Origin of the sequence: Bacillus cereus group sp. BfR-BA-01523 (assembly GCF_022662615.1) — a bacterium.
Lineage (GTDB): Bacteria > Bacillota > Bacilli > Bacillales > Bacillaceae_G > Bacillus_A > Bacillus_A mycoides.
Genome location: NZ_JAKUDX010000019.1, coordinates 1 through 26,664, shown reverse-complemented (window position 1 = coordinate 26,664; position 26,664 = coordinate 1). Strand labels below are relative to the sequence as shown.

Genomic DNA, 26,664 nt, shown 5'->3' with positions numbered 1-26,664 from the left:
TCACCTCTATCCACTCTTCTTCAATGAACCTTCTTTTTTCTCTTGTTTCATAACGGTTCCTAATTCTTCTTTTGTAAATACACGAAATTTTAAAATTAAAAACATATATGCTAATCCACCGATAGCTACACCTAACAGCGCTTCAAGCGTCGCAATTCCTCTATGTCCTGTATCAATTACTAATCCGGACATTCGCAACATACGCATAAAGATTATTAATACAAACCCCATACCGATACCACTAATAGCTACACCTAACATATTCCGCCTATCAATAAGCGGCTCCGATACAGCTCGCATAAGTAACACACTATTTAGCAAGGCAATTACAATAAGCGCAACTAAAGTTGCAATTGCAGCTCCCTTTACACCAAAATACGGCATTAATATATAGTTTAAAACTAACTTCAAACAACCTCCAAATACAACGAATATTGCTGGTTTTAATGTTTGTCCCACTCCTTGCAAAATGGAAGCAGTTGTAATTGACAATGAACTAAATAAAATAGATAAAGATAAAATCGATAACACATCTGATCCATCACTATTTTCAAACAACATAATATTTGTAGGTTGAATAATACAAGTTAATCCAATAGCAGCTGCAGATCCAATAACAAATGTTATTTTCATTGCTAACTTTACCTTTTCTTGAATAAATGAAAGATCTCCTCTTTCTTTCGCCGCTGTAATAATAGGAATAAGTGACAATGAGAAAGAAGTTGTCACAACAGTACCTAATTGCATAAGCGGGATACTTCTATCATAAACACCTTTTAGTACCTTTGCATTTTCAACTTGCTCTCCCGCACGAATAAGCAAAGTATACAAGGAAATAGAATCCGCCATTTGTATAAAAATAAGGACTAAATTACTAACACAAATCGCTAATCCCTGCCAAAAAAGGATTCGAACAATCCCTTTTTTATTTCTAATTCCCTTCCATCCTTTGAAGAAAATAGCATGGAAATCATGACGCATATAAAGTAAAAGTACGATAATCCCAATAAGCCCGCCTGCAATTGAACCTAGCATGGCACCCGCACCAACTGTATATAAATCAAATCCATGAGCAATAAGGAATAGTGATAAAAATACAATAATAGAAACACGAATCGTTTGTTCAATTACTTGCGAAACAGCCGTCGGCATCATATTATTGAAACCTTGAAAATATCCTCTCGCTACAGATAAAAATGGCATTAGTAGGAATGAAAACGAAATAACACGTAATAATTTATCTAAATGTATATCGCCCATAGCCGATGCAATTGTTTCGGCCCCAAAGAATAACGTGAAAAACCCTATAAATCCAATTCCTAATAAAAACCAAAAAGATACACAAATAATTTCTTCTGCTTCTTTTTGTTTTCCTCGTTCTAATCTTTCTGCGACCATTTTTGAAATAATAATGGGAAACCCATAAGTAGCTAAAATCAAACAAAATCCATAAAACGGATAAATTTGTTGGTAAATATAAAAACCAACATCACCCGCTATATTTTGATATGGAATACGGTAAAAAGCGCTTAATACCTTCGTAACAAAACTTGCGATTGTTAATATAATAGCCCCACGCCAAAAGGCTTGGTACTTCTTCGCTTCCATACAAGAAAACTCCTTTTTCTATTCTCACCCCTCGTATTATATCACAAAGAAAAACTGGCTCTCCTTCATATTCCTTACATTCACTGACTTCTTTCAACAGCAAAAATATTCAATGAAAAAAGGTAGCAAAGCGCTACCTTCGTTCAATATACTTATATCTCCAAATAGTTAATTTCTCAAATAGAAATATCATAATTAGGAAAGATTGCTACTTATAGAAATTACACTTTGCTACTGCTCCATTTGTTTCGCTAAAAAGCTTGCAGCTGTATTTACTGATTTATGCTCTACTTCACTTATAATAGCCTCTTTAGAGAAGATAACGACAGCTCCGATTGGATCTCCATTTGCAATAATCGAGCCAATTGTATAAGAGCTCACTTTTTCTGTTACTCCATCAATAATTGAAATTTCGCTTTCATCTGTCATAATTACAGACTTACGCTCTTCCATTGTCTTCTCAATTAAATCGCCAACACTTTTATTTAAGTATTCTTTTTTAGATGCGCCTGCTACTGCGATAATAGAATCACGATCGCATACAAGCACATTATGTCCTAAGCTATCGTATAAAGCTTCCGTATATTCCTTTGCAAAATTACCTAGTTCACTAATTGGAGAATATTTTTTCAAAATCACTTCTCCATCGCGATCAACAAATATTTCTAGTGGATCTCCCTCACGAATACGTAAAGTTCTACGAATTTCCTTCGGAATTACTACCCTGCCTAAATCATCAATTCGACGTACGATTCCAGTTGCTTTCATTCTAATGCTGCCTCACTTTCTACTGATGATCAAAGTGGTGAATTTACCTGTTCATGTAAAAATCACCAACTATTAAACATAGTATTTTACACATTAGTTCTTCTATGCACGTCGAATTGTATTTTTTATCTTATATTAGGCATTTATTACTTCTTTTTTTACATCTGGCAAGCCTTTTAATAAATTTTCAGCAATTGTTAACCATTTCGACGTCTCTAATCCATTCGTTTTCATCACAATTTTCAATTGTGACCCCTCCATACCAAGACCGATCATACGGCCAAAACTACTTCCTAGCATGAATAATTTTCCACCATCTATATTTTGGCTCGCTTGTTCAGAAAACAGGAATGTTACTTCAAATTTATTTTGCTTAATTAACTCAATTTGTTCTTTCATTGCCAACACTTTAATGTTTGCAATTTGTAATAAATAACCAACTTCTTGTGGATAATCACCAAATCTGTCGATCATCTCTTCCTGCAGCTCTTCAATATCCTCAATTGCAGAAATACCTCTAAATTGTTTATACATCATAATTTTTTGTTTACTATCTGAAATGTACGCATCCGGTAAATATGCATCTACTTCTAAATCAATTTCAACATTAACGGTATTTTCAACTCCGTCTGTTCCTCTACGTTGCTCAATTGCATCTTTTAACATTTGAGAATATAGATCAAATCCGACAGAATCAATAAATCCATGTTGTTCTGCCCCTAACAAATTACCCGCACCACGAATTGATAAGTCTCTCATCGCAATTTTGAAACCAGATCCAAGCTCCGTAAACTCTTTAATTGCTTGCAGACGCCTCTCTGCAACTTCCGATAACACTTTATCACGTTTGTATGCAAAGTATGCATACGCGACGCGATTAGAACGCCCAACACGACCACGAAGCTGATACAACTGCGATAATCCCATACGATCTGCATCAAATACAATTAATGTATTTACATTCGGAATATCTACACCCGTCTCAATAATTGTCGTACTTACAAGAACATCATGCTGCCCTTCTAAAAACGATAGCATAACAGACTCTAATTCACCTTCATTCATTTTCCCATGTGCGTATGTTACACGAGCATCTGGAACTAACATCGAAATTTCATCTGCTTTTCTTTCAATATCCTCCACACGGTTATATAGGAAGTAAATTTGACCGCCTCTTGCTAACTCTCGCTCTATCGCTTCTCGCATTAACGCTGGATTATACTCTACTACATATGTTTGTACTGGGAAACGATTCTCTGGTGGTGTCTCAATAACAGATAAATCGCGCACACCAAGCATAGACATATGAAGTGTACGTGGAATCGGAGTTGCCGTTAATGTTAACACGTCAACATTTGCTTTCAATTGTTTAATTTTTTCTTTATGTGTAACGCCGAATCTTTGTTCTTCATCAATAATAAGAAGTCCTAAATCTTTATAAGTAACATCTTTAGATAAAATACGATGCGTTCCGATTACAATATCCACCGTTCCATCTTTTAAACCTTTAATCGTTTCATTTTGTTGTTTTCGTGTACGGAATCTACTTAGTAACCCTATATTAATCGGATAATCTTGAAAACGCTCTCGAATTGTTTCATAGTGTTGTTGTGCAAGGATTGTTGTTGGTACTAAAATCGCAACTTGTTTTTCATCCATAATTGCTTTAAATGCCGCACGAATAGCTACTTCAGTCTTTCCATATCCTACGTCACCACAAAGAAGCCTATCCATCGGACGTCCGCGTTCCATATCTTTCTTAATCTCTTCAATAGAACGTAATTGATCCTCTGTCTCTTGATACGGGAATAAAGATTCAAACTCTTGTTGCTCTGCCGTATCTGGTGTATATGCATAACCTTTCGAAGCTTCACGCTCGGCATATAATTTAATTAGGTCATCTGCAATGTCTTGTACAGATTTTTCAACTTTCGTTTTGACCTTCTTCCAATCATTTCCGCCTAATTTATAAACTTTTGGTTCCTTACCTTCAGACCCTACGTATTTTTGCACTTGATCAATTTGTTCAATTGGAACGTATAACTTATCATTACCTTGATATTTAATATTTAAATAATCTTTATGAACACCATTAATCTCTAATGTCTCAATACCTAAAAATTTACCTATACCATGATTTACATGAACTACATGGTCTCCAACTTTTAATTCCGAATAACTTTTAATACGTTCAGCGTTAGATAACTTTTGCTTACGTTGTGATTTTTTAACCTTCTTATGAAAAAGCTCCTTTTCAGTAATGACAACAAACTTTTGCATCGGCATTTCAAAGCCTGCATGTAAATCACCTACAGCAATTTGTAACCTTCCAGGCAATAAGATATCTGTCGCCTCTACAATGTCTGCATCAATATCATAATCACTTAAAATATGTTGTAGTTTTTTTACACGTTCATCATCTGTTCCAAGCACAACGGTCGTAAAATTACCTTCATTCCATCTATCAATTTCAGTTTTTAACAAATGCATCTGTCCGTGGAAATCTTGCATCGTTTTACATGTCACATTTACAATATTTTGAGGATGCGTGTGTGCTATATGGCGTAAGAATAACGTTAAATATACAAAACTTCTTTTTTTATTATGAAGAAACTCCTCAAACGAGTGGGAGAAAGATAAATCCTGAATAATTGTTCCTTCGCCAAGAAGTGAGATATACCATTCCGCTTCTTCTGTTTCAAGATGTGATGCTGTTTCTTGAATACGGGAAATCTCATCTAAAATTACAACACCATTTTCTGGTAAATAATCTATCAGACTAGCAGGTTCTTTATAGAAAATAGATAAATATTTAAACATTTGTTCTATACTCTGCCCGTTTTTCAACATTTCAATTTCATGACTAACCGTCTCAAGCACAGTAGTCTTTAATTTATCATCGGAAAGCTTTTGCATCGTCTTAGTCAAACCTTCTTCAAGATGCTTAATTCCCGATTTCAATTCTTCCTGTGAAAATAAAAACTCTGTTGCTGGACCGAACTTAACACTTTCCTTTTTATCTTGAGAACGCTGTTCATCCACATCAAACAATCGAATAGAATCGACTTCTGTATCGAAGAATTCAATACGAAACGGTAATTCTTCCGTTAATGGGTAAATATCTAATATTCCCCCGCGTAAACTGAACTCTCCTGGAGCTTCTACCATTGACTTACGCTCGTAGCCAATATGATGTAAAGTATGCAAGAGTGCATCTAAATCAATCTCTTGCCCTAGATTGATTTCAATTTGCCTTTGCTTCCATAATTCTTTTATTGGTAAAAACCTACGCAGCCCTGCAACTGGCGCTACAATAATCCCATTCTCTCCTGCAGCTAAGCGATTTAACACTTCAATACGCTGTGCCTTCAATTCTGGACTTGCAACACCAACCTCCGATGCTATCAATTCATTTACCGGATATAGCCAAACATCTTTTTCACCAAGTAACGCCACTAAATCTTCATGTACTTTTTGTGCTTGGTATAAATTGTGCGTCACGATAAGTTGTGATTGCTTTGTCTTTTTATATAAAGCTGCCATTAATAATGAACGAGAGGATGTTGCCATACCCGATACAAGTTGTTCTTTCAACCCATCTTCTAGCCCATTAATAACCGATTGTATTTCTTCATTTTTATAAAATTGCTCTAATAAACCTATCATTTTCAAAACTCCTCTCAACATAAAGAGCAAGTTACTATATTTTATGCAAATATTTTGGAAAAAGAAAACAGAAAAATGCTTTGGACATGCCAAAGCGACAACATTTTATTGCAGAAATTTTTCATATTCATAATACTCAGGATAAGATGCGAGCGTTTCTTGACACGATTCACAAATCGTTTTTATATATATATTTCCATTCTCATGAAAATGAATCATATCCACTACTTCTTGCTCTGTTAGTTGAAACAAAACGTCGCTATATACTTTTTCTGCGATAATGGAGCCCACATTACTTCCACAATGTCTACAGTAATAATAACCTTCCATACTAGCCTCCTAAATATCCAATTGCTACTAGTATGGGATAAAACAAAATAAAATATTCCAGATTGTGCGCTTAACTATTAAAAGTATTCATGATTTGGAGAAAAGGTTTATTTAACCATTCCTCACATGCATCTGCTGCATTTTCAATGGATTGATTAACGCCAGATATTTCTTCAGATGTAAAACGTCCTAATACGTAATCCACTACTTTCATCCCATTTTTCGGACGATCGATTCCCATGCGGATACGTTGAAATTCTTGTGTTCCTAAATGTGAAATTGTTGATTTCACACCATTATGTCCACCCGCACTACCTTTCATGCGAAGGCGTAATTTACCTACAGGAATATCTAAATCATCGTACATAACAATGAAGTCCTCGACATCAATTTTATAATAATCCATGAGTGGACGGATACTTTCCCCAGATAAATTCATATATGTAAGTGGCTTTAGTAAGATTACTTTTTCCCCATTAACAAAACCTGCGCCAAATACCCCTTTAAACTTTTGTTCATTCAAAGAAATACTCCAACGTTTTGCAAGTTCATCGATTGCCATAAATCCAATATTATGCCTTGTTAATTCATATTCTCTACCTGGGTTCCCAAGTCCTACTATTAATTTCATTCTTGTACCACTACTTTCTTTTTTCGATACGAAAAGACGTAACCAAGCTTGGTTACGTCTCATTCTATCCAATTAATTGAATAATACACTTACAGATTCTTCTTCGTATACACGAATGATTGCTTCTCCGATTAATGGAGCAACTGAAAGTTCATGTACTTTATCAATTTTCTTCTCTTCTGGTAATACGATAGAGTTCGTTACAACTAACTCTTTAATATTCGAATTTTGAATACGCTCAATTGCTGGACCAGATAATACTGGGTGTGTACAGCAAGCATATACTTCAGAAGCACCGTTCTCAACAAGAGCGTTTGCCGCTAATGTAATTGTACCAGCTGTATCAATGATGTCATCAATTAAAATTGCTGTTTTGCCTTCGATGTTACCGATAATGTTCATTACCTCAGATACATTCGGACGAGGACGACGCTTATCAATAATAGCGATTGGCGCTTTTAGGCGATCTGCCATTTTTCTAGCACGAGTTACACCACCGTGATCAGGAGATACGATTACGATATCTTTAAGGCCTTTTGCTTCAAAGTAGTCTGAAAGAATCGGTACACCCATTAAGTGGTCGATCGGGATATCAAAGAATCCTTGAATTTGCGGAGCATGTAAATCTAGAGTGATTACACGAGTTGCACCTGCTGTTTCAAGCAAGTTTGCTACAAGTTTCGATGTAATTGGTTCACGAGAACGCGCTTTACGGTCTTGACGCGCATAACCATAGTAAGGAATAACAATATTAATTGTTTTTGCAGATGCACGTTTTAATGCATCAATCATAATAAGTAATTCCATGATATGTTCGTTTACTGGGAAGCTTGTAGATTGAATAATGAATACATCGCAACCACGGATACTTTCTTCAATGTTAATTTGAACTTCTCCATCACTAAAACGATCAACAGAACATTTTCCTAGTCCTACTCCAATATGCTTTGCGATTTGCTCAGCAAGTTCCTTATTAGAGTTTAAAGAGAATACTTTCAAATTAGAATTTAGATATTGAGTCGACATCTAGATTAACCCTCCACATTATGATTTTTTCTTATTCAGCAATTGATCAACATAGTCTTCTTTGTTAACTTGACGTGCACGTGCTACTGATAATGCTTTTGATGGAACATTCTCTGTTATTGTAGAGCCTGCTGCCACATAAGCACCATCTTCAACTGTTACAGGCGCAACAAGGTTTGAATTACATCCAATAAATACCCCGTTACCAATTACAGTTTTAAATTTATTCTTGCCGTCGTAGTTCACCGTAATTGAACCACAACCAAGATTCACGTCTTCTCCAACTTGTGCATCCCCGATATAACTTAAGTGTGAAGCTTTACTTCTATTACCAAAAACAGTTTTTTTGATTTCTACGAAGTTTCCAACGCGCACTTCATCTCCAATAACTGAATCTGGGCGAATATGTGCAAATGGACCAACTGATACTTCTGTACCAAGTTTGCTGTCATGTACAGTAGATTGACGAATTACCGTACGATCTCCAATTTCACTATCGCGAATTACTGTATGCGGTCCAATTTCACAATCAGAACCAATTACAGTGTTCCCCTCAATAACCGTTCCTGGGTGAAGAACTGTATCACTACCAATAACTGCATCCGCAGAAATGTATGTGTTACTTGGATCAATAATTGTAACACCATTTACCATGTTCTTTCTGTTGATACGATTTTTCATAATAATTTCCGCTTGCGATAGAGCGACTCTGTCGTTAACACCTAACGTTTCATCGAAGTGCTCTGTTTGATAAGCTGATACAATATGACCTTCAGTTTTTAAAATTTCAATAACGTCCGGAAGGTAATATTCGCCCTGTACATTATCATTTGAAACTTTAGAAAGTGAAGCAAATAAAGCTTTATTATCAAAACAATACGTACCTGTATTGATTTCTTTAATAGCTAATTCTTTTTCATTTGCATCCTTATGCTCAACAATCTTTTCAACATGACCATTCTCATTACGAACGATACGGCCATATCCAGCAGGCTCTTCTATGTACGCTGTTAGTACCGTCGCCATTGCTCCCGCTTCTTCGTGTTGCTGAAGCAATGCTTCCATCGTTTCAGCAGTTATTAGAGGTGTATCACCACAAATAACTAAAGTTGTTCCCTCTTCATTTGCAAGTACACTTGCAGCTTGATCAACAGCATGAGCTGTACCAAGTTGCTCTGCTTGTAATGCAAACTCACTTACGTTTCCTAGCTGTTCTTGTACCTTTTCAGCACCATGTCCAACGACTGTTACAAGTTTCTGCAATCCTAATTGAGATACTTCATTGACTACATGTTGTACCATTGGTTTTCCACATACAGGATGCAGCACCTTGTATAGCTTGGACTTCATACGTGTGCCTTTACCTGCAGCTAGAATCACTGCAAATCTGTTTGACATATAGACCCTCCATCGCAACCTATTTATCCATTAACGATATTATCCTAAATCATCATATATTTCAAGAAACACATTATAACTATTAAATTTTACCATAATTCTTATAAGATGTTTTACTCTTTAGTATCTTTTTTAAGGAATAAGCTATACTATTTTAAATGATTTTGAAAAAATTAGAAGTTTTTCATCTTTATTTTTTCAAAATATGAATTTTTATAATTAGAAACGTGTATTATTCAAAAAAAAAAACAAACTCCTGTAAATGCTTACAGGAGTTTGCTACAAAATTATAAGACTTTCTTTCAAAAGCCCTTTTCATTCGAATTTTACGAAGCGCCTGCTTCTTCAAACTCAACCTCTTCTAACTCGCCTAAACGATGATACTCTGTTAAAACCGCATCTTGGATTTTAGAGCGTGTATTAGAATTAATTGGATGTGCAATGTCACGGAATTCTCCATCTGGAGTACGTTTACTTGGCATTGCTACAAATAATCCATTATTACCATCAATTACACGAATATCATGAACAACAAATTCATGGTCTAGAGTAATAGAGGCAATTGCTCTCATGCGGCCTTCTGTGTTTACGCGGCGTAATCTTACGTCAGTCACTTCCATCTTGTGTTCACCACCCTTTTCTAAATAAGCGATATATTTGTATAAATTCCACAAAATTTCTATTTTTCCTTTAATTTTTTAAAAATTTTTAAGATAAAAATTTTTATTGTAGTTGAATATAAGGATTAGTAGAGGTTATCGCTTACAAAGGGTTACTTAACTAGGGCAATTACTTCGATTTCAACAGAAACATCTTTCGGTAATTTTGCTACTTGTACACAAGAACGCGCTGGTTTATGAGTAGAGAAATAAGAACCGTATACTTCATTAACAGCATTAAAATCATCCATATCCTTCAAGAATACTGTTGTTTTTACCACTGTATCAAATGAAGCACCTGCTTCTGCTAATACCGCTTGTAAATTTTCAAATACTTGCTCTGTTTGTACTGTTACATCTCCTGTTACAAGTTCTCCACTTGCCGTTAACGGAATTTGTCCTGAACTATAGAACATATTATTTACAATAATCCCTTGTGAATATGGTCCGATTGCCTGTGGTGCTTTGCTTGTTTGAACAACTTTCATACTTTTCACCCTTTTATTATTTATTTTTACTCTTTAAAAATAGTGTACCAAAGGCAGTTTGTCCATCTATTTTGTAATTTATAAATAGGAATAAAAAAAGGTAAAGCTATCTGCTTTACCTTTTTACTCAGCCTCTACAAGCCCTTTATCAAATGGTGCAAGTGCATAATTCCCCTTTTCCACTTGAATCGCTTTTTCTTTCACATCAACTTCTGACAGACGAATTAATGATACAAAGTTATTAATAAGTCTTTCTTCAATATCCGTAGACTCTACTAATACGCCAATCCCAACAACATTAGCTTTAAACTCTTCTAGCATGCTCATCATACCTTGAATGGTTCCGCCAGCTTTCATAAAGTCATCAATAATTAAAACATTGGACCCTTCTGGAAGGCTACGCTTTGCTAAAGTCATCGTTTGGATTCGCTTAGAGGAACCTGATACATAGTTAATACTAACAGTGGGTCCTTCTGTTACCTTATTATCTTTTCTCGCAATTACTACCGGTACATCTAAGTAGTTCGCTACTGCATAAGCAAGCGGAATTCCTTTTGTCGCTACCGTCATAACCGCATCAATTGGTTGCCTAGCAAAAACAGAAGCAAATAAACGACCTGCGCCATTAATCTGGCGAGGATTACTTAAAAGATCCGTCATATATAAGTAACCGCCAGGCAAAATACGGTCTGGGTTTTCAAATAAGCTACAAAGCTCGTTAATAATCAGATTTGCCTCTTCTTCACTTATATAAGGAATATATTTCACTCCTCCTGCTGCTCCTGGTACCGTTTGCAATGTGCCGACACCTTGTTGTTCAAACGTTTGCTTAATAATAACTAAATCTTCACTAATGGAAGATTTAGCCGATTGATACCTTTCAGCAAAAAAAGTGAGAGAAACTAGCTGACGAGGATTTTGTAACAAGTAATACGTCAGATCGACCAATCTTGTACTTCGTCTAATTTTCATACTCTCACCTCAAATCACGAATATTCTAAACAAATCATAACGTATTATACGTCTTTATTCAAGCGTTTCTCGCTCTCCTAATAAACGCACTGCATATACTTGCTCGCAAAATCCTTTTAACCCGTTATATATGCGGTGCATTCGCGAATCATGGTGTACAAGACCAAATACAGTTGGGCCACTTCCACTCATTAATACGGCATCTGCCCCAAAGCGTTTCATCTGTGATTTAATACGTGCAACCTCGGGATGCATCGCAAACGTCACATCTTCTAAAACGTTACCAACAGTATCACAAATTCCTTTATAATCGCCATGGTTAATGACTTCAACCATTTTATCTACATTTGGATGAGTAACACGATTTAATTTTAAATTTCCGTACACGTCAGCAGTAGATACACCAATGTGGGGCTTTGCTAAAACAACCCAACAAGAAGGCGGAGTCTTTATATGTTCAATTTCTTCTCCTCTTCCAGTGGCAATAGCAGTTCCACCATATACACAGAACGATACATCTGATCCAATTTCTGCGCCAAGCTTTGCTAATTCATCGATTGTTAGCCCTAAATTCCATAACTTATTAAGGCCACGTAATGTCGCTGCTGCATCACTACTTCCACCTGCTAATCCAGCGGCTACTGGAATCGTTTTTTCAATAGTAATAGACACACCTTTTTTTACATTAAACTTCACTTTTAATAATTTCGCTGCTTGATAAGCTAAATTGCGTTGGTCGTCTGGGACATACCGATTATGGGACAAAATTTCAATACGGTCTTCTGCTAATTCCGTTAGCTCTAAACGATCTGCCAAGTCGATTGTTGTCATAATCATTTTCACTTCATGATATCCATCTTGTCTTTTTCCCAGTACATCTAACGACAGATTAATCTTTGCTGGTGCTTTCACTAGTAGCTTCAATCTATTCACCCACTCTATGTACTCAATCTTTTATCGTTTATTTTACCATAAATTTATAGTAAGACGATGACACTTCCCTAATTATATCGAAAAGCATTCAGAATGAAACTACTTATGTCAAATGATGGCACCTTTTAGCGTGCAAAAAGCCGAGGAATCTCTCCTCGGCTACCGTAGCATAGAAAGTATCTTACAACTACTGGTTTCGTTTCATTAATTGCTGTTCTGCAATTTCTATAGCACGTTTCACCATATTACCAGCATCTTTCGCACGAATTCCGCCCCATCCTTCTTTCTGAACAACATCATAAAATCCAAGCTCTTTTGCAAGCTCTTCTTTAAATTGATTTGACATGACTCCTCTTCGTCTACTCAATGCAGAGTCCCTCCTTATTTTGCTACGGTATAATTAGTATGCAAAATAATATAGCTTTTCATTTATGGGAATATATGTAACAAAAAATACATTAATTATAAAATACTTCATTTTGAGATTCATCGTAAAATGTTAGCTCTACTGTCTCTGTTAAAACATCTGCATAACTATAAGATACACGTTGCAATGCATCTTCTTGCTGGTCTAATTGTACAACAAACACAGAACGATACGTTTCTGCAAGTACACCTGATTGCTCCACAGTTTTTCTTCTCCCACTATTTGCCTTTAACATAAGTCGCTGTCCAAGATGGTGATCTAATTCGCTTTTAATTTCATCTAAACGTTTTGACATATACTTTGCTACACCTCGCTGTAATTTAGATTGAACACTTAAAACACGATATATCTATCCCAATTATTAACCGCAATTCACAGACAATATCATTATAAAAGCATCATGCGTTCAAATAGATAGAAGAAATACTATATTCTAAAAGTATCATTGTATAGTCTGCACGTTCTTGCCGCTTTTTATCCAGACTCATTTAAATCATTTCCACATAAAAAAGCAAGATACGTATGTACCTTGCTCATTCGTCATAATGTTGAAAGGGCAATCCTGTTCGTAAAATCCCTCTTGTTTCAATTCCGCCTAGTCCCTTTTCGCCAGTAATTGTATTACGCACAACGTCCCATACATTTACTCTTTCCATAAATGAAGTGAAACTAATTTTGCCAACTACATATACAGGATCTAGAGCATGAATATTAATTCTAGACGGTGAACTAGCAAAATTAGCACCTGCCCGAATCAACGCCTCAAAGTGTGATTGACAAGCCCCAGCAAAAATAACGAGTTGATCTAACGATGGATACTTTTTCCGCACTTCTCGAACGGCCTGTACAAAATGTCTAGAATGTCTATATGCTGCTAAATCTCCCATAACTCCTTTTGATTTTGTATATGCATCATGTCCTGTAATAACTAAAATGTCTGGGCGAAAATGATCTATTAAGTCTACTACCTTTTCATGCATCTCCGTTTCCTTACAATGAATACCTTGAACAGGAACGCCTATTTTATTATATAAATCTAAGCACTTGCGTAAATATAAAGGATCTCCATCTATATGCAATACACGTCCTGGCATTTGAAAATAATTCACTTCACTTGTATATCCACCAGTTGAATTATGTTCATGTCTTTGTTTCATCAACACGTAATCTTGCTGAAACAACCGGTAAGTACGCTCCATCGTTTCTTTTTCACGCTTCACTCTATTTTTATGTTCTCGTTGATCTATACTAACTAAATCTGCAAGTGGTGCATCCGCCACAAGTCTAATTTCCTCTCCAAATAATATTGCCATATCGCCTTTTATTTCTATAATACGAAAAAGAATATCCCTATTATGAGAATATCGTTCAACTAATTCTCCAACATGTAAATCCATTCTCCTACCTCCAAACTCGTTAGGCCATCTTACCTGTTTTTAAAGTATGAATTTAGGAAAGGAAAGGTGACAAAAGGGACAGCTCAAGTTGAACTGTCCCTTTCATATTCTTATGACAATTTATGAAGAATTAATGCATTACTTAATGTTGCAAACTCTTCGATAGATAGCGTTTCGCCTCTTCGCTTCGGATCAATTCCTACTTCTGTCAAAATTCGATCCAACAGCTCTTTATCTTTCGGGAAACCATTTAAATTATTTGATAAATTATTCATTAAAGTTTTACGACGCTGTGCGAAACTCGCTCGTACTACTTCAAAGAAGAAAGTTTCATCTGTCACTTCTACAACTGGTTTAGGACGCTTTAGAAGACGGATAATCGCAGAATCAACATTTGGTTGTGGCACAAACACTGTACGCGGTACAGTCATAACTGTTTCTACCTCTGTATAATACTGAATGGCAATTGATAAAGAACCATACTCTTTCGTTCCTGGTTTAGCAGCTAAACGATCCCCAACTTCTTTTTGCATCATAACAACAAATCCACGAACCGGTAATTTTTCTTCAAGCAATTTAAATAAAATTGGCGTTGTAATATAGTATGGTAAGTTAGCTACTACCATTACATCTTGCCCTTCTTCAAATTGCTCACTAAACACTTCATGTACATCTGCTTTTAGTACATCTTTATTTATAACTGTAACGTTGCTATATGGAGCTAACGTCTCGTCTAAAATTGGTAATAATCTCTGATCAATTTCAAAAGCCACTACTTTTTTAGCACGCTTTGCCAATTGCTCTGTTAACGCACCGATACCTGGTCCAATTTCAATTGCGCCACTTTCTGAACCGATTTCTGCGTGATCAACGATACGATTTAATACATTCGTATCAATTAAAAAATTTTGTCCTAAACTTTTTTTGAATGAAAATCCATACTTTTCAACAATGTCTTTCGTACGATTTGGTGTTGCGATATCCTTCATTTTTTTTCCTCCTGTATTACTTGCTTATAAGCTTCTGCAAATGATTCCTTTGAAACCTGAAACATTTGTAAACGTTTATGTAACTGTTTTGCGTTTGTATAACCAATCTTTAATAGCTTACCCACTCTTTCTCTGCGACTCTTTGCCATTTCTCCGCCCACTAAGCCCGCATCGACTAGATCACTCCAACTAATTTCACTTGTGTAAGCTTCCATTTCTTCATGTATATTCTCTAAAGCACGGCGAATCGACTCATTAGAAGCATGTTCGATTCCAACACCTTTTTTCCTTTTAGCAAGTGCTTCTTCCTTCGTTAAAAAAGCATGCTTACATCCAGGAACCTTGTCAGAAATAATTTTTCGAATACGCTCTCCAGGATAATCCGGATCTGTGAAAATAATAACGCCTCGTTTTTGCTGCGCTAATTTAACTTGCTCAATAACGTGATCACCGATTGCTGAACCGTTCGTTTCGATTGTATCCGCATCAACAGCACGTTTAATCGTAACTGTATCATCTTTACCTTCTACAACGATAATCTCTTTAATTTTCATGCTTGCCTCCACACTCTTTTCATCTCTACTTAGTAAAACAAAAAAATGACGACTTTTCCATTATTATTTTCCCAATCGTACATTTTAAAAAGTAGAAGAGAAAAATCTTTGTACACTATCCTTATTGTAACACTTCTATCTCCATCTTAATTTATCCGCAATATTTCTACACTTATGTTATGAGTAAATAGTGGGTTCTTATCACTTCTACTGTCTCTCTTCTCAAAAAACAAAAAAAGAATGGGACTCCCCATTCTTTTTTATTCAACACCAAATAAGGATTTGGCATTCTTTGTTGTTACTTGTGCTACTTCGTCATAAGAAATTCCTTTTAATTTCGCAATTTCTTCTGCTACCAGTTTTACATAACTAGGTTCATTTCGTTTCCCTCGAAATGGGTGTGGTGTTAAATACGGGCAATCTGTCTCTATCAATAATTTTTCTAACGGAATCTCCATAGCAACTTCTTTCGGTTTCTTGGCATTTTTAAATGTTACTGGACCACCTAATGAAATTAAAAAGTTCATATCGACACATCGCTGCGCTACTTCTACACTCCCGCTAAAGCAATGCATAATGCCCCCTACTTCAGCTGCATTCTCTTCCTCTAGGATATCAACAATATCTTGAGTTGCATCGCGGTTATGTATAATAATCGGTAATTTCACCTTTTTCGCTAATGCAATTTGTTTACGGAATACTTCCTTCTGTATTTCTTTTGGAGACTTATCCCAGTGATAATCTAATCCCATTTCCCCAATTGCAACTACTTTAGGATGAGCCGCTAATTCTTCTAACCAAGCTAAATGTTCTTCTTTCATATCGATTGCATCAACAGGATGCCATCCAACTGCAGCGTAAATAAAATCATAAGCCTCTGCTAATTCAATTGCTTTCTTTATCGTTACTTCATCAAATCCAACAACAACTGTATATGTAACTCCCGCTTCTTTCATTCTCGCGATAACTTCTTGTAAATCTTCTTCAAATTGCTCTGCATTTAAATGTGAATGTGTATCAAACAACATAATAAATAACTCCTTTTATATTGAAATCAATTCTCTCATAGAAAAACTACACTCTTTCTAACTTAACGATAACAATACTTCAATTTTAATGCAAAAAACGGAATGTAAAAAGAAAAAAGACGCTTCACCAATGTTACACGTGAAACATCTCTTTTCTTGTCTCAATTACTTGATTTTTGTACCATTTGGTAAATTATGGTCAATTGATGCTAATGACAATACGCCATTCTCTTCACCTGCTAAAATCATACCTTGTGATAATTCACCACGTAATTTTACAGGTTTTAAATTCGTTACACAAATAACCTTTTTACCTTTTAGTTCTTCTGGTGAATAGAATTTAGCAATCCCAGAAACCACTTGGCGCTTCTCTGTACCTAAATCAAGCTGAATTTTTAACAACTTATCTGCTTTTTTCACAGGTTCAGCGGATATTACTTCAGCTACTCGTAATTCTACTTTAAAGAAATCATCAATTGTAATTTCTTCTGCCTTTGGTTCTTCTGCTTTTTTCTCTTCTACTTTAGGAGCAGAACCTTGCATTTGTTCTTTAATATACCCCACTTCTACTTCCATTTCCAAACGAGGGAAGATTGGGTTTCCTTTTTCTACTTTTGTTCCAGCTGGAATACATCCAATTGTAGATAGGCTTTCCCAAGATTTATGCGCCTCTTCAGTAAGTCCAAGTTGAGCAAACATCTTACTTGGTGCTACTGTTAGGAATGGCATAAGCATAATACCTGTTTGACGAAGTACCTCAGCTAAGTGGGCCATTACAGACGCAAGTTTTTCGCGATCATTCTCATCCTTCGCTAATACCCACGGCTGCGTTTCATCAATATATTTGTTCGTACGGCTAACTAATTGCCAAATGGAACTTAGCGCTACAGAGAATTCCATATTCTCCATTGCCCCTTCTACTTTTTTCAATGTATCTTTGGCAAATGTCACTAACGTTTCATCGAACTCAGTTACATTTGCTTTAAATGCAGGGATTTCCCCGTTAAAGTATTTATCAATCATAGCTACTGTACGATTTAATAAGTTACCTAAATCATTCGCTAAATCAAAGTTGATTCGTTCAACAAATCCTTCTGGTGTGAATACTCCATCAGATCCAAATGGAACTTCGCGAAGTAAGTAGTAACGCAATGCATCTAATCCGTAACGATTAATTAGTGTAACTGGATCTACTACGTTTCCTTTTGACTTACTCATTTTTCCATCCTTCATTAAAATCCAGCCATGAGCAAAGACTTTCTTCGGAAGTGGTAAATCTAAAGCCATTAAAATAATTGGCCAATAAATTGTGTGGAAACGAACAATTTCTTTCCCAACTAAATGGACATCTGCTGGCCAGAATTTTTTATACTTCTCTTCATTTTCTGTTCCGTATCCTAATGCAGTAATGTAATTAGACAACGCATCTACCCATACGTAAATAACGTGTTTTGGGTTACCTGGAACACGAACTCCCCAGTCAAATGAAGTACGAGAAACAGCTAAATCTTCTAATCCTGGTTTAATGAAGTTATTAATCATTTCATTTTTACGGGACTCCGGTTGAATGAAATGTGGGTTATCTTCATAGAACTTTAATAGTCGGTCTACATATTTACCCATTCTAAAGAAATAAGACTCTTCGCGAACAAGTTCTACAGCGTGACCACTATCTGGGCTTTTTCCACCAACTACTTTGTCACCTTCCATAATTGGATCTACTAATTGATGCGCTGTATAGAATGTTTCATCTTGTACAGAATACCAACCTTCATATTCATCAAGATAAATATCGCCTTGATCTACTAGCTGCTTGAAGATTTTCTCAACAACATCTTTATGACGATCTTCAGTTGTACGAATAAAATCATCATAAGAGATATCCATCTTCTCCCAAAGTTCTTTAATCCCTGATACAATGTTATCCACATATGCCTGTGGTGTAACATTTAGTTCTTCTGCTTTCTTTTGGATCTTCTGTCCATGCTCATCAGTTCCTGTTAAATAATGAACATTGTATCCTTGCATACGCTTATATCGTGCCATCGCATCTCCTGCTACTGTCGTATAAGCATGTCCAATGTGTAACTTTCCACTTGGATAATAAATTGGGGTAGTAATATAAAAGGACTTATTTTCCTCTTTCATCGTTTTGGACCTCCCGAATAACCTCATATGTATTTATAAACAGTATATCAAAAACTCATATATAAAGTGAAACTTTAATCCGTGGAGAGGGTTCATCCCCCATGGATTATTAGCCCACACCAATCGGGCTTTTACGAGCAGCCCGACTCCCACTTAACTTCTTTGCTCCGGCTAAATTTTAAAGTGGGAGTCTTACTGCTCGCAAATAGCGGGATAAAAACGAGTTAATGCTCGATATCTTTATCATCTATTACTCATATTCAAAAAAAATATACAATATATTTCCCGAAAAGTATAAACATTACAAAAAATAACACAAAACAATTGTAGAAATGACTTACATTCTATCATATATAAGAAGTATAAAAATCTATAAATCTTTTTTAAAAATATAGAATTTAATAATTGACGGAAATGTAAATGATTGGTATCATATGTCCATAGGGTATTTTGTCGAAAAATGACGAATCAAAAAAATAGACTCGAAACTTATAAACTATTTATTTAGGAGGAAAAGAATTATGAAATCTACTGGTATCGTTCGTAAAGTTGATGAATTAGGTCGTGTAGTAATTCCAATCGAATTACGCCGTACTTTAGGTATTGCAGAAAAGGATGCTCTTGAAATCTACGTTGATGATGAAAAAATCATCTTAAAGAAATATAAACCAAACATGACTTGCCAAGTAACTGGTGAAGTATCTGATGGTAACCTATCTTTAGCTGAAGGTAAAATTATCTTAAGTAAAGAAGGCGCTGAACAAGTCTTAAACGAACTTCAAGATTATATCGAAACAGCAAAATAAGCTTCTCAATTATGAGAAGCTTATTTTTTATCCACATGATAGATTTGATATACGTCTCGTTTCGACAAATCTCGATCTTTAGCGACTGTTTTTATCGCTTCTTTTGAATTCATACCTTTTTCATTTATATAATGTTCAATATGATTATATACTGAAATAGATTCCCACCATTGTTCTTCTGAAGTAGGTTCTTCTGTTGAACCTGCTACTAAAATACAAAACTCACCACGAACTTCATTTTGCTTCGTCCACTCAATCGCTTCTTCAATTGTTCCACGAATAAACTCTTCAAATTTTTTCGTTAGCTCACGACATAATACGATTTCCCTATTTCCTAATACTTCTTGCATAGAGATTAAAGTATCATCTAAACGATGTGGCGCCTCATAAAACATCATTGTAGTTGGAATATAGCGTAGTTTTTCTAATTCAAGCTTACGTCCCTTTTTATTTCTTTGCAGGAAACCATAGAAATAAAAATGTTTTGTCTCAAGTCCTGATGCAATCAATGCTGTAAGGGCTGCATTTGCCCCAGGAAGCGGGATAACATGATATTGTTCTGCTACAGCCTCTACAACGATATCATAACCAGGATCTGAAATACATGGCATACCAGCATCGCTCACAATGGCTACAGTCTTACCTTCTTCTAACTTATCTAAAATTTTCCGTCCACTTACTCCTTTATTATGCTCATGATAACTCATAACTGGTGTTTCAATTTCAAAGTAATTACAAAGTTTCTTCGTTTGCCTTGTATCTTCCGCTGCAATAATGTCTGCCTCTTTTAAAATTCGGATTGCACGAAATGTCATATCCTCTAAATTTCCGATTGGAGTCGGTACTAAATATAAAACTCCCTTTTCATTTTGCTGAAAGCTTTTTTGCTGCCACATAGCGTTCTCCTTTTTGCATATATTCTTCTTTTTTTTTCCTCGTTAACTGCTTAAAGTGATACTCAGCTTGCATAGCCGTTCGTTTATCCTCGTGATCCTCTACATATTTTAAAACAACTGGAAGTCTAGCGCGTGTATATCTAGCACCTTTTCCACTATTATGGGTCTGAATCCGTTTTTCTATATGATTCGTGTATCCAGCATAATAACTTCCATCAGAACACTCCACCACATAAAAACAATGCTTATTCTTCTCCATATAAAATTGAACGAAGCTCCTTTGTATATTCATTATTTTCTTCATATACAAAAAGAGGTGGTAAGATTTTTAAATCTGCATTTCCATCCTTAATTCCTTCAATTAACAATGTATTCGCTTCTTTACCAGCCTTAGGATAAACAAATCGCACACGTTTCGGTTCAATTTTGTATTTACGCATTAATGTGACGATGTCGAGCAAACGACCTGGACGATGTACAAATGCTACTTTCCCACCCTGTTTCACTAGCTGACTACTTGCGTATACAACATCTTCTAGTGTGCACATAATTTCATGACGAGCTATCGCTAAATGTTCATTCATATTCTTCTCAGAAGTTTGTGGTGTTTGAAAATAAGGAGGATTACATGTTACAACATCATATTGATGACGTCCAAGTTTCTCCGGCATATCTTTCAAATCTCCATGGATTAAATGAATTCTTTCTGCTAAATTATTGTATTGAACGCTTCTTATTCCCATATCATATAAGCGCTCTTGAATTTCTACACCTGTAATTTTCCCTTTTGTCCTTGTACTTAATAAAAGAGGGATAACTGCGTTACCTGTACACAAATCAAGTAAATTACCTTTTTGAATTGGCACCCAAGCAAAATCTGCAAGTAAAACAGCATCCAAAGAAAAATTAAATACTGATGGACTTTGTACAATCTTCATATCTTGCGCTAATAAGTAATCTAAACGCTCATCTTCATATAAATTCATATATTGCTCCCTTTCTTACACTTAACCTACCCTATTTCATCTTCTATTAATGTAAAAATAAATTTCATTCTACTCTCATGTATAAAAAATTACCTTTCCAATTATATTGGAAAGGTAATCTCACTTTTTATTTAAAAATGACAGACAGAATAAACAATCTCCCTCTTTACGTACACTTCCATAATGTAGATTGCAAATATGAAAACCTTCTTGATATAGTCTCGCTAGATTATCGTAGCCTTCACCAATATCTGTCTTCGCCTTCATTTCTTTGCGTTTTTGAGTTTTTTGTTTTTCCTTGTTCTGCACTTCTTCAAAACGATGTCGCAAATTTTCATTTTCCATTTTTATATGTTGGTTTTCTTCCAATAATTCTGCAAGATGTTGTTTTAATTCTCCCAACTGTTTGTATAAATGTCCAATTTGCTCTTCCATACTAGAAACCGATGCAAAAATATCCTTTTTCTCCACAAGCACCCACCTCATTAATCTGTGGTTTGACTCGAAACGACCCCTTTATTCATTAATTCATCTAACGTATATTCTACTATCCGTTCCTTGTCTACTAGTTCCACTTGAATTAATCTTTCTAAAATATTTAATCCGATAACACGGCCAGTACCGTGCGGTGTTTGTATACGTTGATCTAAATCAGGAAGTTGTTCCTTTGCTGCCTCATATTCATCATTCTCATATTTTAAGCAACACATTAAGCGACCACATAAACCAGAGATTTTTGCAGGATTTAATGATAAATTTTGATCCTTTGCCATTTTAATGGATACAGGTTCAAAATCTCCTAAAAAAGTAGAACAACAAAGCATACGACCACATGGACCAATACCACCAAGCATTTTTGCTTCGTCACGAACGCCGATCTGTCTCAGCTCAATTCTTGTCCTAAAAATTGCCGCTAAGTCTTTCACTAGTTCCCGGAAATCAATCCGACCATCCGCAGTAAAGTAAAAAATAATCTTATTACGATCGAATGTATACTCTACATCTACAAGCTTCATATCAAGATTATGTTCTCCTACCTTTTGTTGACAAACTTGATATGCTTCTTTCGCAGCATGCCTATTCTCTTCAACAATGGTACGATCATTTTCATTTGCAATACGAATAACTTTTTTTAGCGGTAATACAACGTCATTTTCATCAACTTGCTTTTTGGTAATAACTACTTTTCCGTACTCAATACCTCTTACCGTTTCTACAATTACAAACTCATTTTCTGAGATATCGAACTGATTCGGATCAAAGTAATATACCTTTCCGGCCTTCTTAAAGCGAACACCTACTACATCATACAAAACGGTCATCCCTCCTGCAACCGCAACACTAACTGTTCGAACACAAGCTGCGCATTTACATTAGCGTTGATTCTATTTTTTGCCTCTAATATATTAAAGAGAGCTGATACAATGCGCTTCTGAGCATAAGAAAAGGATTCAAACATCTCTTTCTGCTCATGAAAAACAAGACGATCTTCTTCTCCAAGTTGAACATATAATAAATCCTTATAAATAAGGAGTAACATATCTAATCCTTGCTGTAATTGTTCTTTCTCTCCAAAGTGCTTCCCCCATTTTTCTTGTACAAAAAAAATAGAGGCCTTATCTTTTTCGAGCGCTTCACATAATTTTATCACTAAAGCTCTCGCTTGTGCAAACCATTCATCATTACACATTAATAAAGCTTCTTCAAAACTATTTGTAAGCTGCGCAGCAAGTGTAGATAAAGAAACTGTAATACCTTCTTCCTCTAACCTCTTAATTAAAGATTCTGTAGGCAACGGCCTAAACGTAACAACTTGACAACGAGATAAGATTGTATTTAAAATCTGATGACTTTGTTCAGTAAGTAAAATAGCTGTTGTATCACTACTTGGTTCTTCTAAAAACTTTAAGAGCGTATTCGCTGCATTTGCTGTCATACGATCTGCATGCTCAATAATATATACTTTTTTATTTGCTTCTAATCCTGTTTTTGAAAACTCTTCTTGTAAATCATGAATTTGCTGTTTTTTAATAGATAATCCATCTGGTTTTACAATATGTAAGTTTGGGTAGTTACCTGAATCAATTCGGCGACAATTCGTACATACATGACAAGGCTCTACACCATTTCTTTGTGAACAGAGAAAACTTTTTGCCATTTGAATTGCTGTGGCGAACTTCCCAGTCCCTTTCCCTCCCTCTAACAAGTAAGCGTGGGATATACGCTCTTTTGCAATGCTATTCATCAACATTTTGACACCGATGGGCTGTATAGCAGAAAGCTGCTCCCACGTATTTATCATACTGCATACCTCACTTATTTCATTCTTTCCTTCTATTATAACAATTTATCTTCTATAATCTGAACAACTTCTTCTATAAGTTTTTTCATTGGTTGATCAGCATTTACTAATACAATGCGATTAGAGAAACGCTCTACAACTTGTAAATACCCTTCACGCACACGTTTATGGAAAGAGATATCTTCCATATCTAGTCGATTTACTTCACGTCCTGCATCTTTTCCAATTCGTGCTAAACCTACCTCTGGCTCAATATCTAAATAGATTGTTAAACTAGGCATACAATCTTCCGTTGCGAAACGATTAATTTCAAATACTTTATCCATACCTAAGCCTCTTGCATATCCTTGATATGCTAAAGAGCTATCTATAAAACGATCACATAGTACAAGATAGTTTTCCTCAAGTGCTGGCATAACTTTTTCCACTAAATGTTGTCTACGTGCAGCAGCATATAAGAGCGCCTCTGTACGTGCTTCCATCATCGTATACTCTTGTTTATGTAAAATTGTTCTAATATCTTCAGAAATTGCAATACCACCCGGTTCTCTGGTCGCCATTACCCTTTGTTCCTTTTGCTCAAAATATGGTAATAAACTTTTAATTAATGTTGTTTTACCCGAACCTTCTGGCCCTTCAATTGTTACAAATAATCCCTTCATCCTAAAACCTACTTTCTATATCATACACGTTCATATATTGCGTACTACCTTGAAAACGAGCCCCTGTTTTCTCTAAATGAGTAATTTGCTTTGTATGTTCTTGAGTAATTCTCTCTCCATACATGATCAATGGAATTCCAGGTGGATACGGAATCACCATTTCTGCAGCTATCATACCAACGGCTTCTTCTATAGATACTAACTTCGTTTCGTATCTCTCTAATTGTTTATACGTATACGGTAAAGGGGAAATTTCCCCTTTATAAGTATAACGAATTGATACTGTCTTGTCTTTTACCTTATATTGCTGCATAGCTAATCGAATGATCTCTATAGCTTTCATATACCCCTCATTTACTTGTAACGGTAATATAAATAGGACGTTATATGGATCTGCCATTTCCGTATATATACCGACTTTTTCAAATACAGACTGTAATTCATACCCCGATAACTGACAGCGAGTTTGCACCGTAACTTTTAATTCATCTTGCGATGGATATTGCAAAATGGCTATTTGTGGGATAGATCGCAATCCTTCTTTAAATCGGCGTAAAAACTCAACGATTTCATCATGACCCTCTTCCTTTATAACTGCTATTGCAAAACGTGCTATATCAAGAGAAGCCATAATTGGATACGATGGGCTACTAGATTGTAGCATACTTAAATAGGAGGAAACTTTTTCTTCGCTCACCAAACGGCTATTTATATGTAAATAAGATCCCATTGTCATCGCAGGTAATGTTTTATGTGCGGAATGAACCACAATATCCGCACCATAAACTAATGCTGACTTCGGGAAGGGGTCCCCTATACAAAAATGCGCCCCATGGGCTTCATCTACTAGAACAGGAATTTTATGTGCATGTGCGTAAGCGATACTTGCCTCTAAATCAATTCCCATACCATAGTAATTAGGATGTGTTAAAATAAGTGCTTTTGCATTTGGATACTTTGTAATTGCCTCCTTAATAATTTCATCATGAACACCTACTGGTACGTTATGTACTTCATCAATCCATGGATTTAAAAAGACCGGATTAGCCCCCACTAATTTCAAACCATTAATGATCGATTTATGACAATTTCTTTGTACGAGGACAATATCATGTTCGCCGCAGCAAGACAAAATCATTGCTAAATTTCCAACTGTTGAACCATTAATTAAAAAATAACTTTTGTGCACGCCATATACTTCAGCTAATAATTGCTGTGCTTCATCTATACATTCAAACGGGCTATGTAAATCATCTAATCCTGTTAACTCTGTTACATCAATTGATAATATGTCCTTAAACCCCCCTGAAGCTTTCTGAGGGAAGTTTAAACCATTCTTATGACCTGGAACATGAAAAGATAGTAGTCGCCTTTCTTTAAATTCCATTAGCGCCTCATATAAAGGCATACGATTTTGATTCATATATATCTCTTCCTTATTATTCATTCTGTATCTATTATACAGATATTAGGGCAAAAAAAATAATAGGCATAATGCCTATTTAAAAATATGATACTTCTAATTTTCGCAGTTGTTTTAAATAATGTATATACTTCGGGTCAGTTGTCTCAGTATTCACCAGATTTCTTTCGCACTCGTAACATATTAAATTATTATATACATATATTCCTTCCCCTCTTTTTGTCTCACAAACGATGCAAATTTCACTTGGTAATTTCATAATCTTTCCTCCCTTTTTAAATAAACATATTATATACCTCTATTCCTTAACAAATTTCCGGAAAATATACATCAATTTTTTATATAATATGATTTATTCTTGGGCAACGTGTTTGTATTACTTATGTATTCCCTTTACTTCTTTCATGTACTGTTTAAAAACAAAAAAACACAAGTCAAAAGACTTGTGTTTTTATCTTGCTTGGCGACGTCCTACTCTCACAGGGACAAGGTCCCAACTACCATCGGCGCTAGAGAGCTTAACTTCCGTGTTCGGTATGGGAACGGGTGTGACCTCTCTGCCATCAT

Annotated in this window: 28 protein-coding genes and 1 rRNA gene; 1 reads left to right on the top strand and 28 read right to left on the bottom strand. The window is 35.5% G+C overall.

Going from position 1 to position 26,664, the window contains the following annotated elements:
• Positions 1 to 6: 6 nt before the first annotated feature.
• From MR066_RS25385 to metG, 18 genes are all read right to left on the bottom strand, one after another.
• Positions 7 to 1,608 carry a putative polysaccharide biosynthesis protein gene (locus MR066_RS25385; RefSeq protein WP_078185808.1) on the bottom strand — a complete coding sequence of 534 codons (1,602 nt, stop codon included), beginning with the start codon at positions 1,606 to 1,608 and terminating at the stop codon, positions 7 to 9.
• Between the two features lie 231 nt (positions 1,609 to 1,839).
• Positions 1,840 to 2,376 (bottom strand): stage V sporulation protein T, encoded by a 537-nt coding sequence (gene spoVT, locus MR066_RS25380; protein WP_002009670.1) that lies wholly within the window; start codon positions 2,374 to 2,376, stop codon positions 1,840 to 1,842.
• A gap of 135 nt (positions 2,377 to 2,511) precedes the next feature.
• On the bottom strand, positions 2,512 to 6,042 hold the full coding sequence (gene mfd, locus MR066_RS25375; protein ID WP_016102352.1) for a transcription-repair coupling factor: 3,531 nt from the start codon (positions 6,040 to 6,042) through the stop codon (positions 2,512 to 2,514).
• A 105-nt stretch (positions 6,043 to 6,147) separates the two neighbouring features.
• Entirely contained in the window at positions 6,148 to 6,372 is a 225-nt protein-coding gene (locus MR066_RS25370; RefSeq protein WP_002091576.1) for an anti-sigma-F factor Fin family protein, read from the bottom strand.
• 70 nt (positions 6,373 to 6,442) lie between these two features.
• Positions 6,443 to 7,003, bottom strand: coding sequence for an aminoacyl-tRNA hydrolase (pth, locus tag MR066_RS25365; RefSeq protein ID WP_002144538.1), 561 nt, complete (start codon positions 7,001 to 7,003; stop codon positions 6,443 to 6,445).
• Positions 7,004 to 7,075: 72 nt separating this feature from the next.
• A complete protein-coding gene (locus MR066_RS25360; protein ID WP_002091580.1) occupies positions 7,076 to 8,029 on the bottom strand; it encodes a ribose-phosphate diphosphokinase in 954 nt (317 codons plus the stop codon).
• Between the two features lie 18 nt (positions 8,030 to 8,047).
• Entirely contained in the window at positions 8,048 to 9,427 is a 1,380-nt protein-coding gene (gene glmU / locus MR066_RS25355) for a bifunctional UDP-N-acetylglucosamine diphosphorylase/glucosamine-1-phosphate N-acetyltransferase GlmU (RefSeq protein ID WP_242248884.1), read from the bottom strand.
• A gap of 326 nt (positions 9,428 to 9,753) precedes the next feature.
• Positions 9,754 to 10,047 carry a septation regulator SpoVG gene (spoVG, locus tag MR066_RS25350; protein ID WP_000454042.1) on the bottom strand — a complete coding sequence of 98 codons (294 nt, stop codon included), beginning with the start codon at positions 10,045 to 10,047 and terminating at the stop codon, positions 9,754 to 9,756.
• A 152-nt stretch (positions 10,048 to 10,199) separates the two neighbouring features.
• Positions 10,200 to 10,574 carry a RidA family protein gene (locus MR066_RS25345; RefSeq protein ID WP_000869819.1) on the bottom strand — a complete coding sequence of 125 codons (375 nt, stop codon included), beginning with the start codon at positions 10,572 to 10,574 and terminating at the stop codon, positions 10,200 to 10,202.
• Positions 10,575 to 10,697: 123 nt separating this feature from the next.
• Positions 10,698 to 11,546: a pur operon repressor gene (purR, locus tag MR066_RS25340; protein WP_002091587.1), complete on the bottom strand. Its 849-nt coding sequence runs from the start codon at positions 11,544 to 11,546 to the stop codon at positions 10,698 to 10,700.
• Positions 11,547 to 11,600: 54 nt separating this feature from the next.
• Positions 11,601 to 12,470, bottom strand: coding sequence for a 4-(cytidine 5'-diphospho)-2-C-methyl-D-erythritol kinase (ispE, locus tag MR066_RS25335; RefSeq protein ID WP_012260164.1), 870 nt, complete (start codon positions 12,468 to 12,470; stop codon positions 11,601 to 11,603).
• Between the two features lie 196 nt (positions 12,471 to 12,666).
• Entirely contained in the window at positions 12,667 to 12,846 is a 180-nt protein-coding gene (gene sspF, locus MR066_RS25330) for an acid-soluble spore protein SspF (protein ID WP_002094215.1), read from the bottom strand.
• Positions 12,847 to 12,937: 91 nt separating this feature from the next.
• The gene (gene veg, locus MR066_RS25325) at positions 12,938 to 13,201 is read right to left on the bottom strand and encodes a biofilm formation stimulator Veg (protein WP_002009653.1); all 264 of its coding nucleotides are present in this window, start codon (positions 13,199 to 13,201) and stop codon (positions 12,938 to 12,940) included.
• Between the two features lie 238 nt (positions 13,202 to 13,439).
• Positions 13,440 to 14,303 (bottom strand): sporulation peptidase YabG, encoded by an 864-nt coding sequence (gene yabG, locus MR066_RS25320; RefSeq protein WP_002009651.1) that lies wholly within the window; start codon positions 14,301 to 14,303, stop codon positions 13,440 to 13,442.
• Between the two features lie 110 nt (positions 14,304 to 14,413).
• A complete protein-coding gene (gene rsmA, locus MR066_RS25315) occupies positions 14,414 to 15,292 on the bottom strand; it encodes a 16S rRNA (adenine(1518)-N(6)/adenine(1519)-N(6))-dimethyltransferase RsmA (RefSeq protein WP_002091590.1) in 879 nt (292 codons plus the stop codon).
• Positions 15,289 to 15,846: a ribonuclease M5 gene (rnmV, locus tag MR066_RS25310; RefSeq protein ID WP_242248883.1), complete on the bottom strand. Its 558-nt coding sequence runs from the start codon at positions 15,844 to 15,846 to the stop codon at positions 15,289 to 15,291. The genes rsmA and rnmV overlap by 4 nt, the downstream gene beginning before the upstream one ends.
• 260 nt (positions 15,847 to 16,106) lie before the next feature.
• A complete protein-coding gene (locus MR066_RS25305; RefSeq protein ID WP_242248882.1) occupies positions 16,107 to 16,874 on the bottom strand; it encodes a TatD family hydrolase in 768 nt (255 codons plus the stop codon).
• Positions 16,875 to 17,039: 165 nt separating this feature from the next.
• Positions 17,040 to 19,049, bottom strand: coding sequence for a methionine--tRNA ligase (metG, locus tag MR066_RS25300; protein ID WP_277929119.1), 2,010 nt, complete (start codon positions 19,047 to 19,049; stop codon positions 17,040 to 17,042).
• Positions 19,050 to 19,543: 494 nt separating this feature from the next.
• On the opposite strand from metG, the gene MR066_RS25295 reads away from it, so the two are divergent.
• The gene (locus MR066_RS25295) at positions 19,544 to 19,828 is read left to right on the top strand and encodes an AbrB/MazE/SpoVT family DNA-binding domain-containing protein (RefSeq protein WP_000843037.1); all 285 of its coding nucleotides are present in this window, start codon (positions 19,544 to 19,546) and stop codon (positions 19,826 to 19,828) included.
• Between the two features lie 20 nt (positions 19,829 to 19,848).
• Here the strand turns inward: MR066_RS25295 and rsmI are convergent, their stop codons facing one another.
• The 10 genes from rsmI to rrf form a co-directional block, all read right to left on the bottom strand.
• Entirely contained in the window at positions 19,849 to 20,724 is an 876-nt protein-coding gene (gene rsmI / locus MR066_RS25290) for a 16S rRNA (cytidine(1402)-2'-O)-methyltransferase (RefSeq protein ID WP_242248880.1), read from the bottom strand.
• Entirely contained in the window at positions 20,693 to 20,983 is a 291-nt protein-coding gene (locus tag MR066_RS25285) for a GIY-YIG nuclease family protein (protein ID WP_002130207.1), read from the bottom strand. The genes rsmI and MR066_RS25285 overlap by 32 nt, the downstream gene beginning before the upstream one ends.
• On the bottom strand, positions 20,970 to 21,710 hold the full coding sequence (locus MR066_RS25280; RefSeq protein ID WP_002029328.1) for a tRNA1(Val) (adenine(37)-N6)-methyltransferase: 741 nt from the start codon (positions 21,708 to 21,710) through the stop codon (positions 20,970 to 20,972). The genes MR066_RS25285 and MR066_RS25280 overlap by 14 nt, the downstream gene beginning before the upstream one ends.
• A 120-nt stretch (positions 21,711 to 21,830) precedes the next feature.
• Positions 21,831 to 22,181 (bottom strand): DNA replication initiation control protein YabA, encoded by a 351-nt coding sequence (gene yabA, locus MR066_RS25275; protein WP_002009639.1) that lies wholly within the window; start codon positions 22,179 to 22,181, stop codon positions 21,831 to 21,833.
• Between the two features lie 14 nt (positions 22,182 to 22,195).
• Positions 22,196 to 23,023 carry a PSP1 domain-containing protein gene (locus MR066_RS25270; RefSeq protein ID WP_002009637.1) on the bottom strand — a complete coding sequence of 276 codons (828 nt, stop codon included), beginning with the start codon at positions 23,021 to 23,023 and terminating at the stop codon, positions 22,196 to 22,198.
• 5 nt (positions 23,024 to 23,028) lie between these two features.
• Entirely contained in the window at positions 23,029 to 24,012 is a 984-nt protein-coding gene (gene holB / locus MR066_RS25265; protein WP_002009636.1) for a DNA polymerase III subunit delta', read from the bottom strand.
• 35 nt (positions 24,013 to 24,047) lie between these two features.
• Entirely contained in the window at positions 24,048 to 24,674 is a 627-nt protein-coding gene (tmk, locus tag MR066_RS25260; protein WP_242248879.1) for a dTMP kinase, read from the bottom strand.
• A 1-nt stretch (position 24,675) separates the two neighbouring features.
• A complete protein-coding gene (locus tag MR066_RS25255; protein WP_242248878.1) occupies positions 24,676 to 26,097 on the bottom strand; it encodes an aminotransferase class I/II-fold pyridoxal phosphate-dependent enzyme in 1,422 nt (473 codons plus the stop codon).
• 79 nt (positions 26,098 to 26,176) lie between these two features.
• Positions 26,177 to 26,356, bottom strand: a complete 180-nt coding sequence (locus MR066_RS25250; protein ID WP_002130199.1) for a sigma factor G inhibitor Gin — start codon at positions 26,354 to 26,356, stop codon at positions 26,177 to 26,179.
• 199 nt (positions 26,357 to 26,555) lie between these two features.
• Positions 26,556 to 26,664: ribosomal RNA gene (gene rrf, locus MR066_RS25245) — 5S ribosomal RNA — on the bottom strand; the annotation flags it as partial.

Coding starts and splice junctions, on each gene's coding strand:
- MR066_RS25385 (WP_078185808.1), bottom strand. CDS start 1,608: ATGGAAGCGAAGAAGTACCAAGCCTTTTGGCGTGGGGCTATTATATTA.
- spoVT (WP_002009670.1), bottom strand. CDS start 2,376: ATGAAAGCAACTGGAATCGTACGTCGAATTGATGATTTAGGCAGGGTA.
- mfd (WP_016102352.1), bottom strand. CDS start 6,042: ATGATAGGTTTATTAGAGCAATTTTATAAAAATGAAGAAATACAATCG.
- MR066_RS25370 (WP_002091576.1), bottom strand. CDS start 6,372: ATGGAAGGTTATTATTACTGTAGACATTGTGGAAGTAATGTGGGCTCC.
- pth (WP_002144538.1), bottom strand. CDS start 7,003: ATGAAATTAATAGTAGGACTTGGGAACCCAGGTAGAGAATATGAATTA.
- MR066_RS25360 (WP_002091580.1), bottom strand. CDS start 8,029: ATGTCGACTCAATATCTAAATTCTAATTTGAAAGTATTCTCTTTAAAC.
- glmU (WP_242248884.1), bottom strand. CDS start 9,427: ATGTCAAACAGATTTGCAGTGATTCTAGCTGCAGGTAAAGGCACACGT.
- spoVG (WP_000454042.1), bottom strand. CDS start 10,047: ATGGAAGTGACTGACGTAAGATTACGCCGCGTAAACACAGAAGGCCGC.
- MR066_RS25345 (WP_000869819.1), bottom strand. CDS start 10,574: ATGAAAGTTGTTCAAACAAGCAAAGCACCACAGGCAATCGGACCATAT.
- purR (WP_002091587.1), bottom strand. CDS start 11,546: ATGAAAATTAGACGAAGTACAAGATTGGTCGATCTGACGTATTACTTG.
- veg (WP_002009653.1), bottom strand. CDS start 13,201: ATGTCAAAACGTTTAGATGAAATTAAAAGCGAATTAGATCACCATCTT.
- yabG (WP_002009651.1), bottom strand. CDS start 14,303: ATGGATTTACATGTTGGAGAATTAGTTGAACGATATTCTCATAATAGG.
- rsmA (WP_002091590.1), bottom strand. CDS start 15,292: ATGAAGGATATCGCAACACCAAATCGTACGAAAGACATTGTTGAAAAG.
- rnmV (WP_242248883.1), bottom strand. CDS start 15,846: ATGAAAATTAAAGAGATTATCGTTGTAGAAGGTAAAGATGATACAGTT.
- MR066_RS25305 (WP_242248882.1), bottom strand. CDS start 16,874: ATGTTGTTTGATACACATTCACATTTAAATGCAGAGCAATTTGAAGAA.
- metG (WP_277929119.1), bottom strand. CDS start 19,049: ATGAGGTTATTCGGGAGGTCCAAAACGATGAAAGAGGAAAATAAGTCC.
- MR066_RS25295 (WP_000843037.1), top strand. CDS start 19,544: ATGAAATCTACTGGTATCGTTCGTAAAGTTGATGAATTAGGTCGTGTA.
- rsmI (WP_242248880.1), bottom strand. CDS start 20,724: ATGTGGCAGCAAAAAAGCTTTCAGCAAAATGAAAAGGGAGTTTTATAT.
- MR066_RS25285 (WP_002130207.1), bottom strand. CDS start 20,983: ATGGAGAAGAATAAGCATTGTTTTTATGTGGTGGAGTGTTCTGATGGA.
- MR066_RS25280 (WP_002029328.1), bottom strand. CDS start 21,710: ATGAATTTATATGAAGATGAGCGTTTAGATTACTTATTAGCGCAAGAT.
- holB (WP_002009636.1), bottom strand. CDS start 24,012: ATGATAAATACGTGGGAGCAGCTTTCTGCTATACAGCCCATCGGTGTC.
- tmk (WP_242248879.1), bottom strand. CDS start 24,674: ATGAAGGGATTATTTGTAACAATTGAAGGGCCAGAAGGTTCGGGTAAA.
- MR066_RS25255 (WP_242248878.1), bottom strand. CDS start 26,097: ATGAATCAAAATCGTATGCCTTTATATGAGGCGCTAATGGAATTTAAA.
- MR066_RS25250 (WP_002130199.1), bottom strand. CDS start 26,356: ATGAAATTACCAAGTGAAATTTGCATCGTTTGTGAGACAAAAAGAGGG.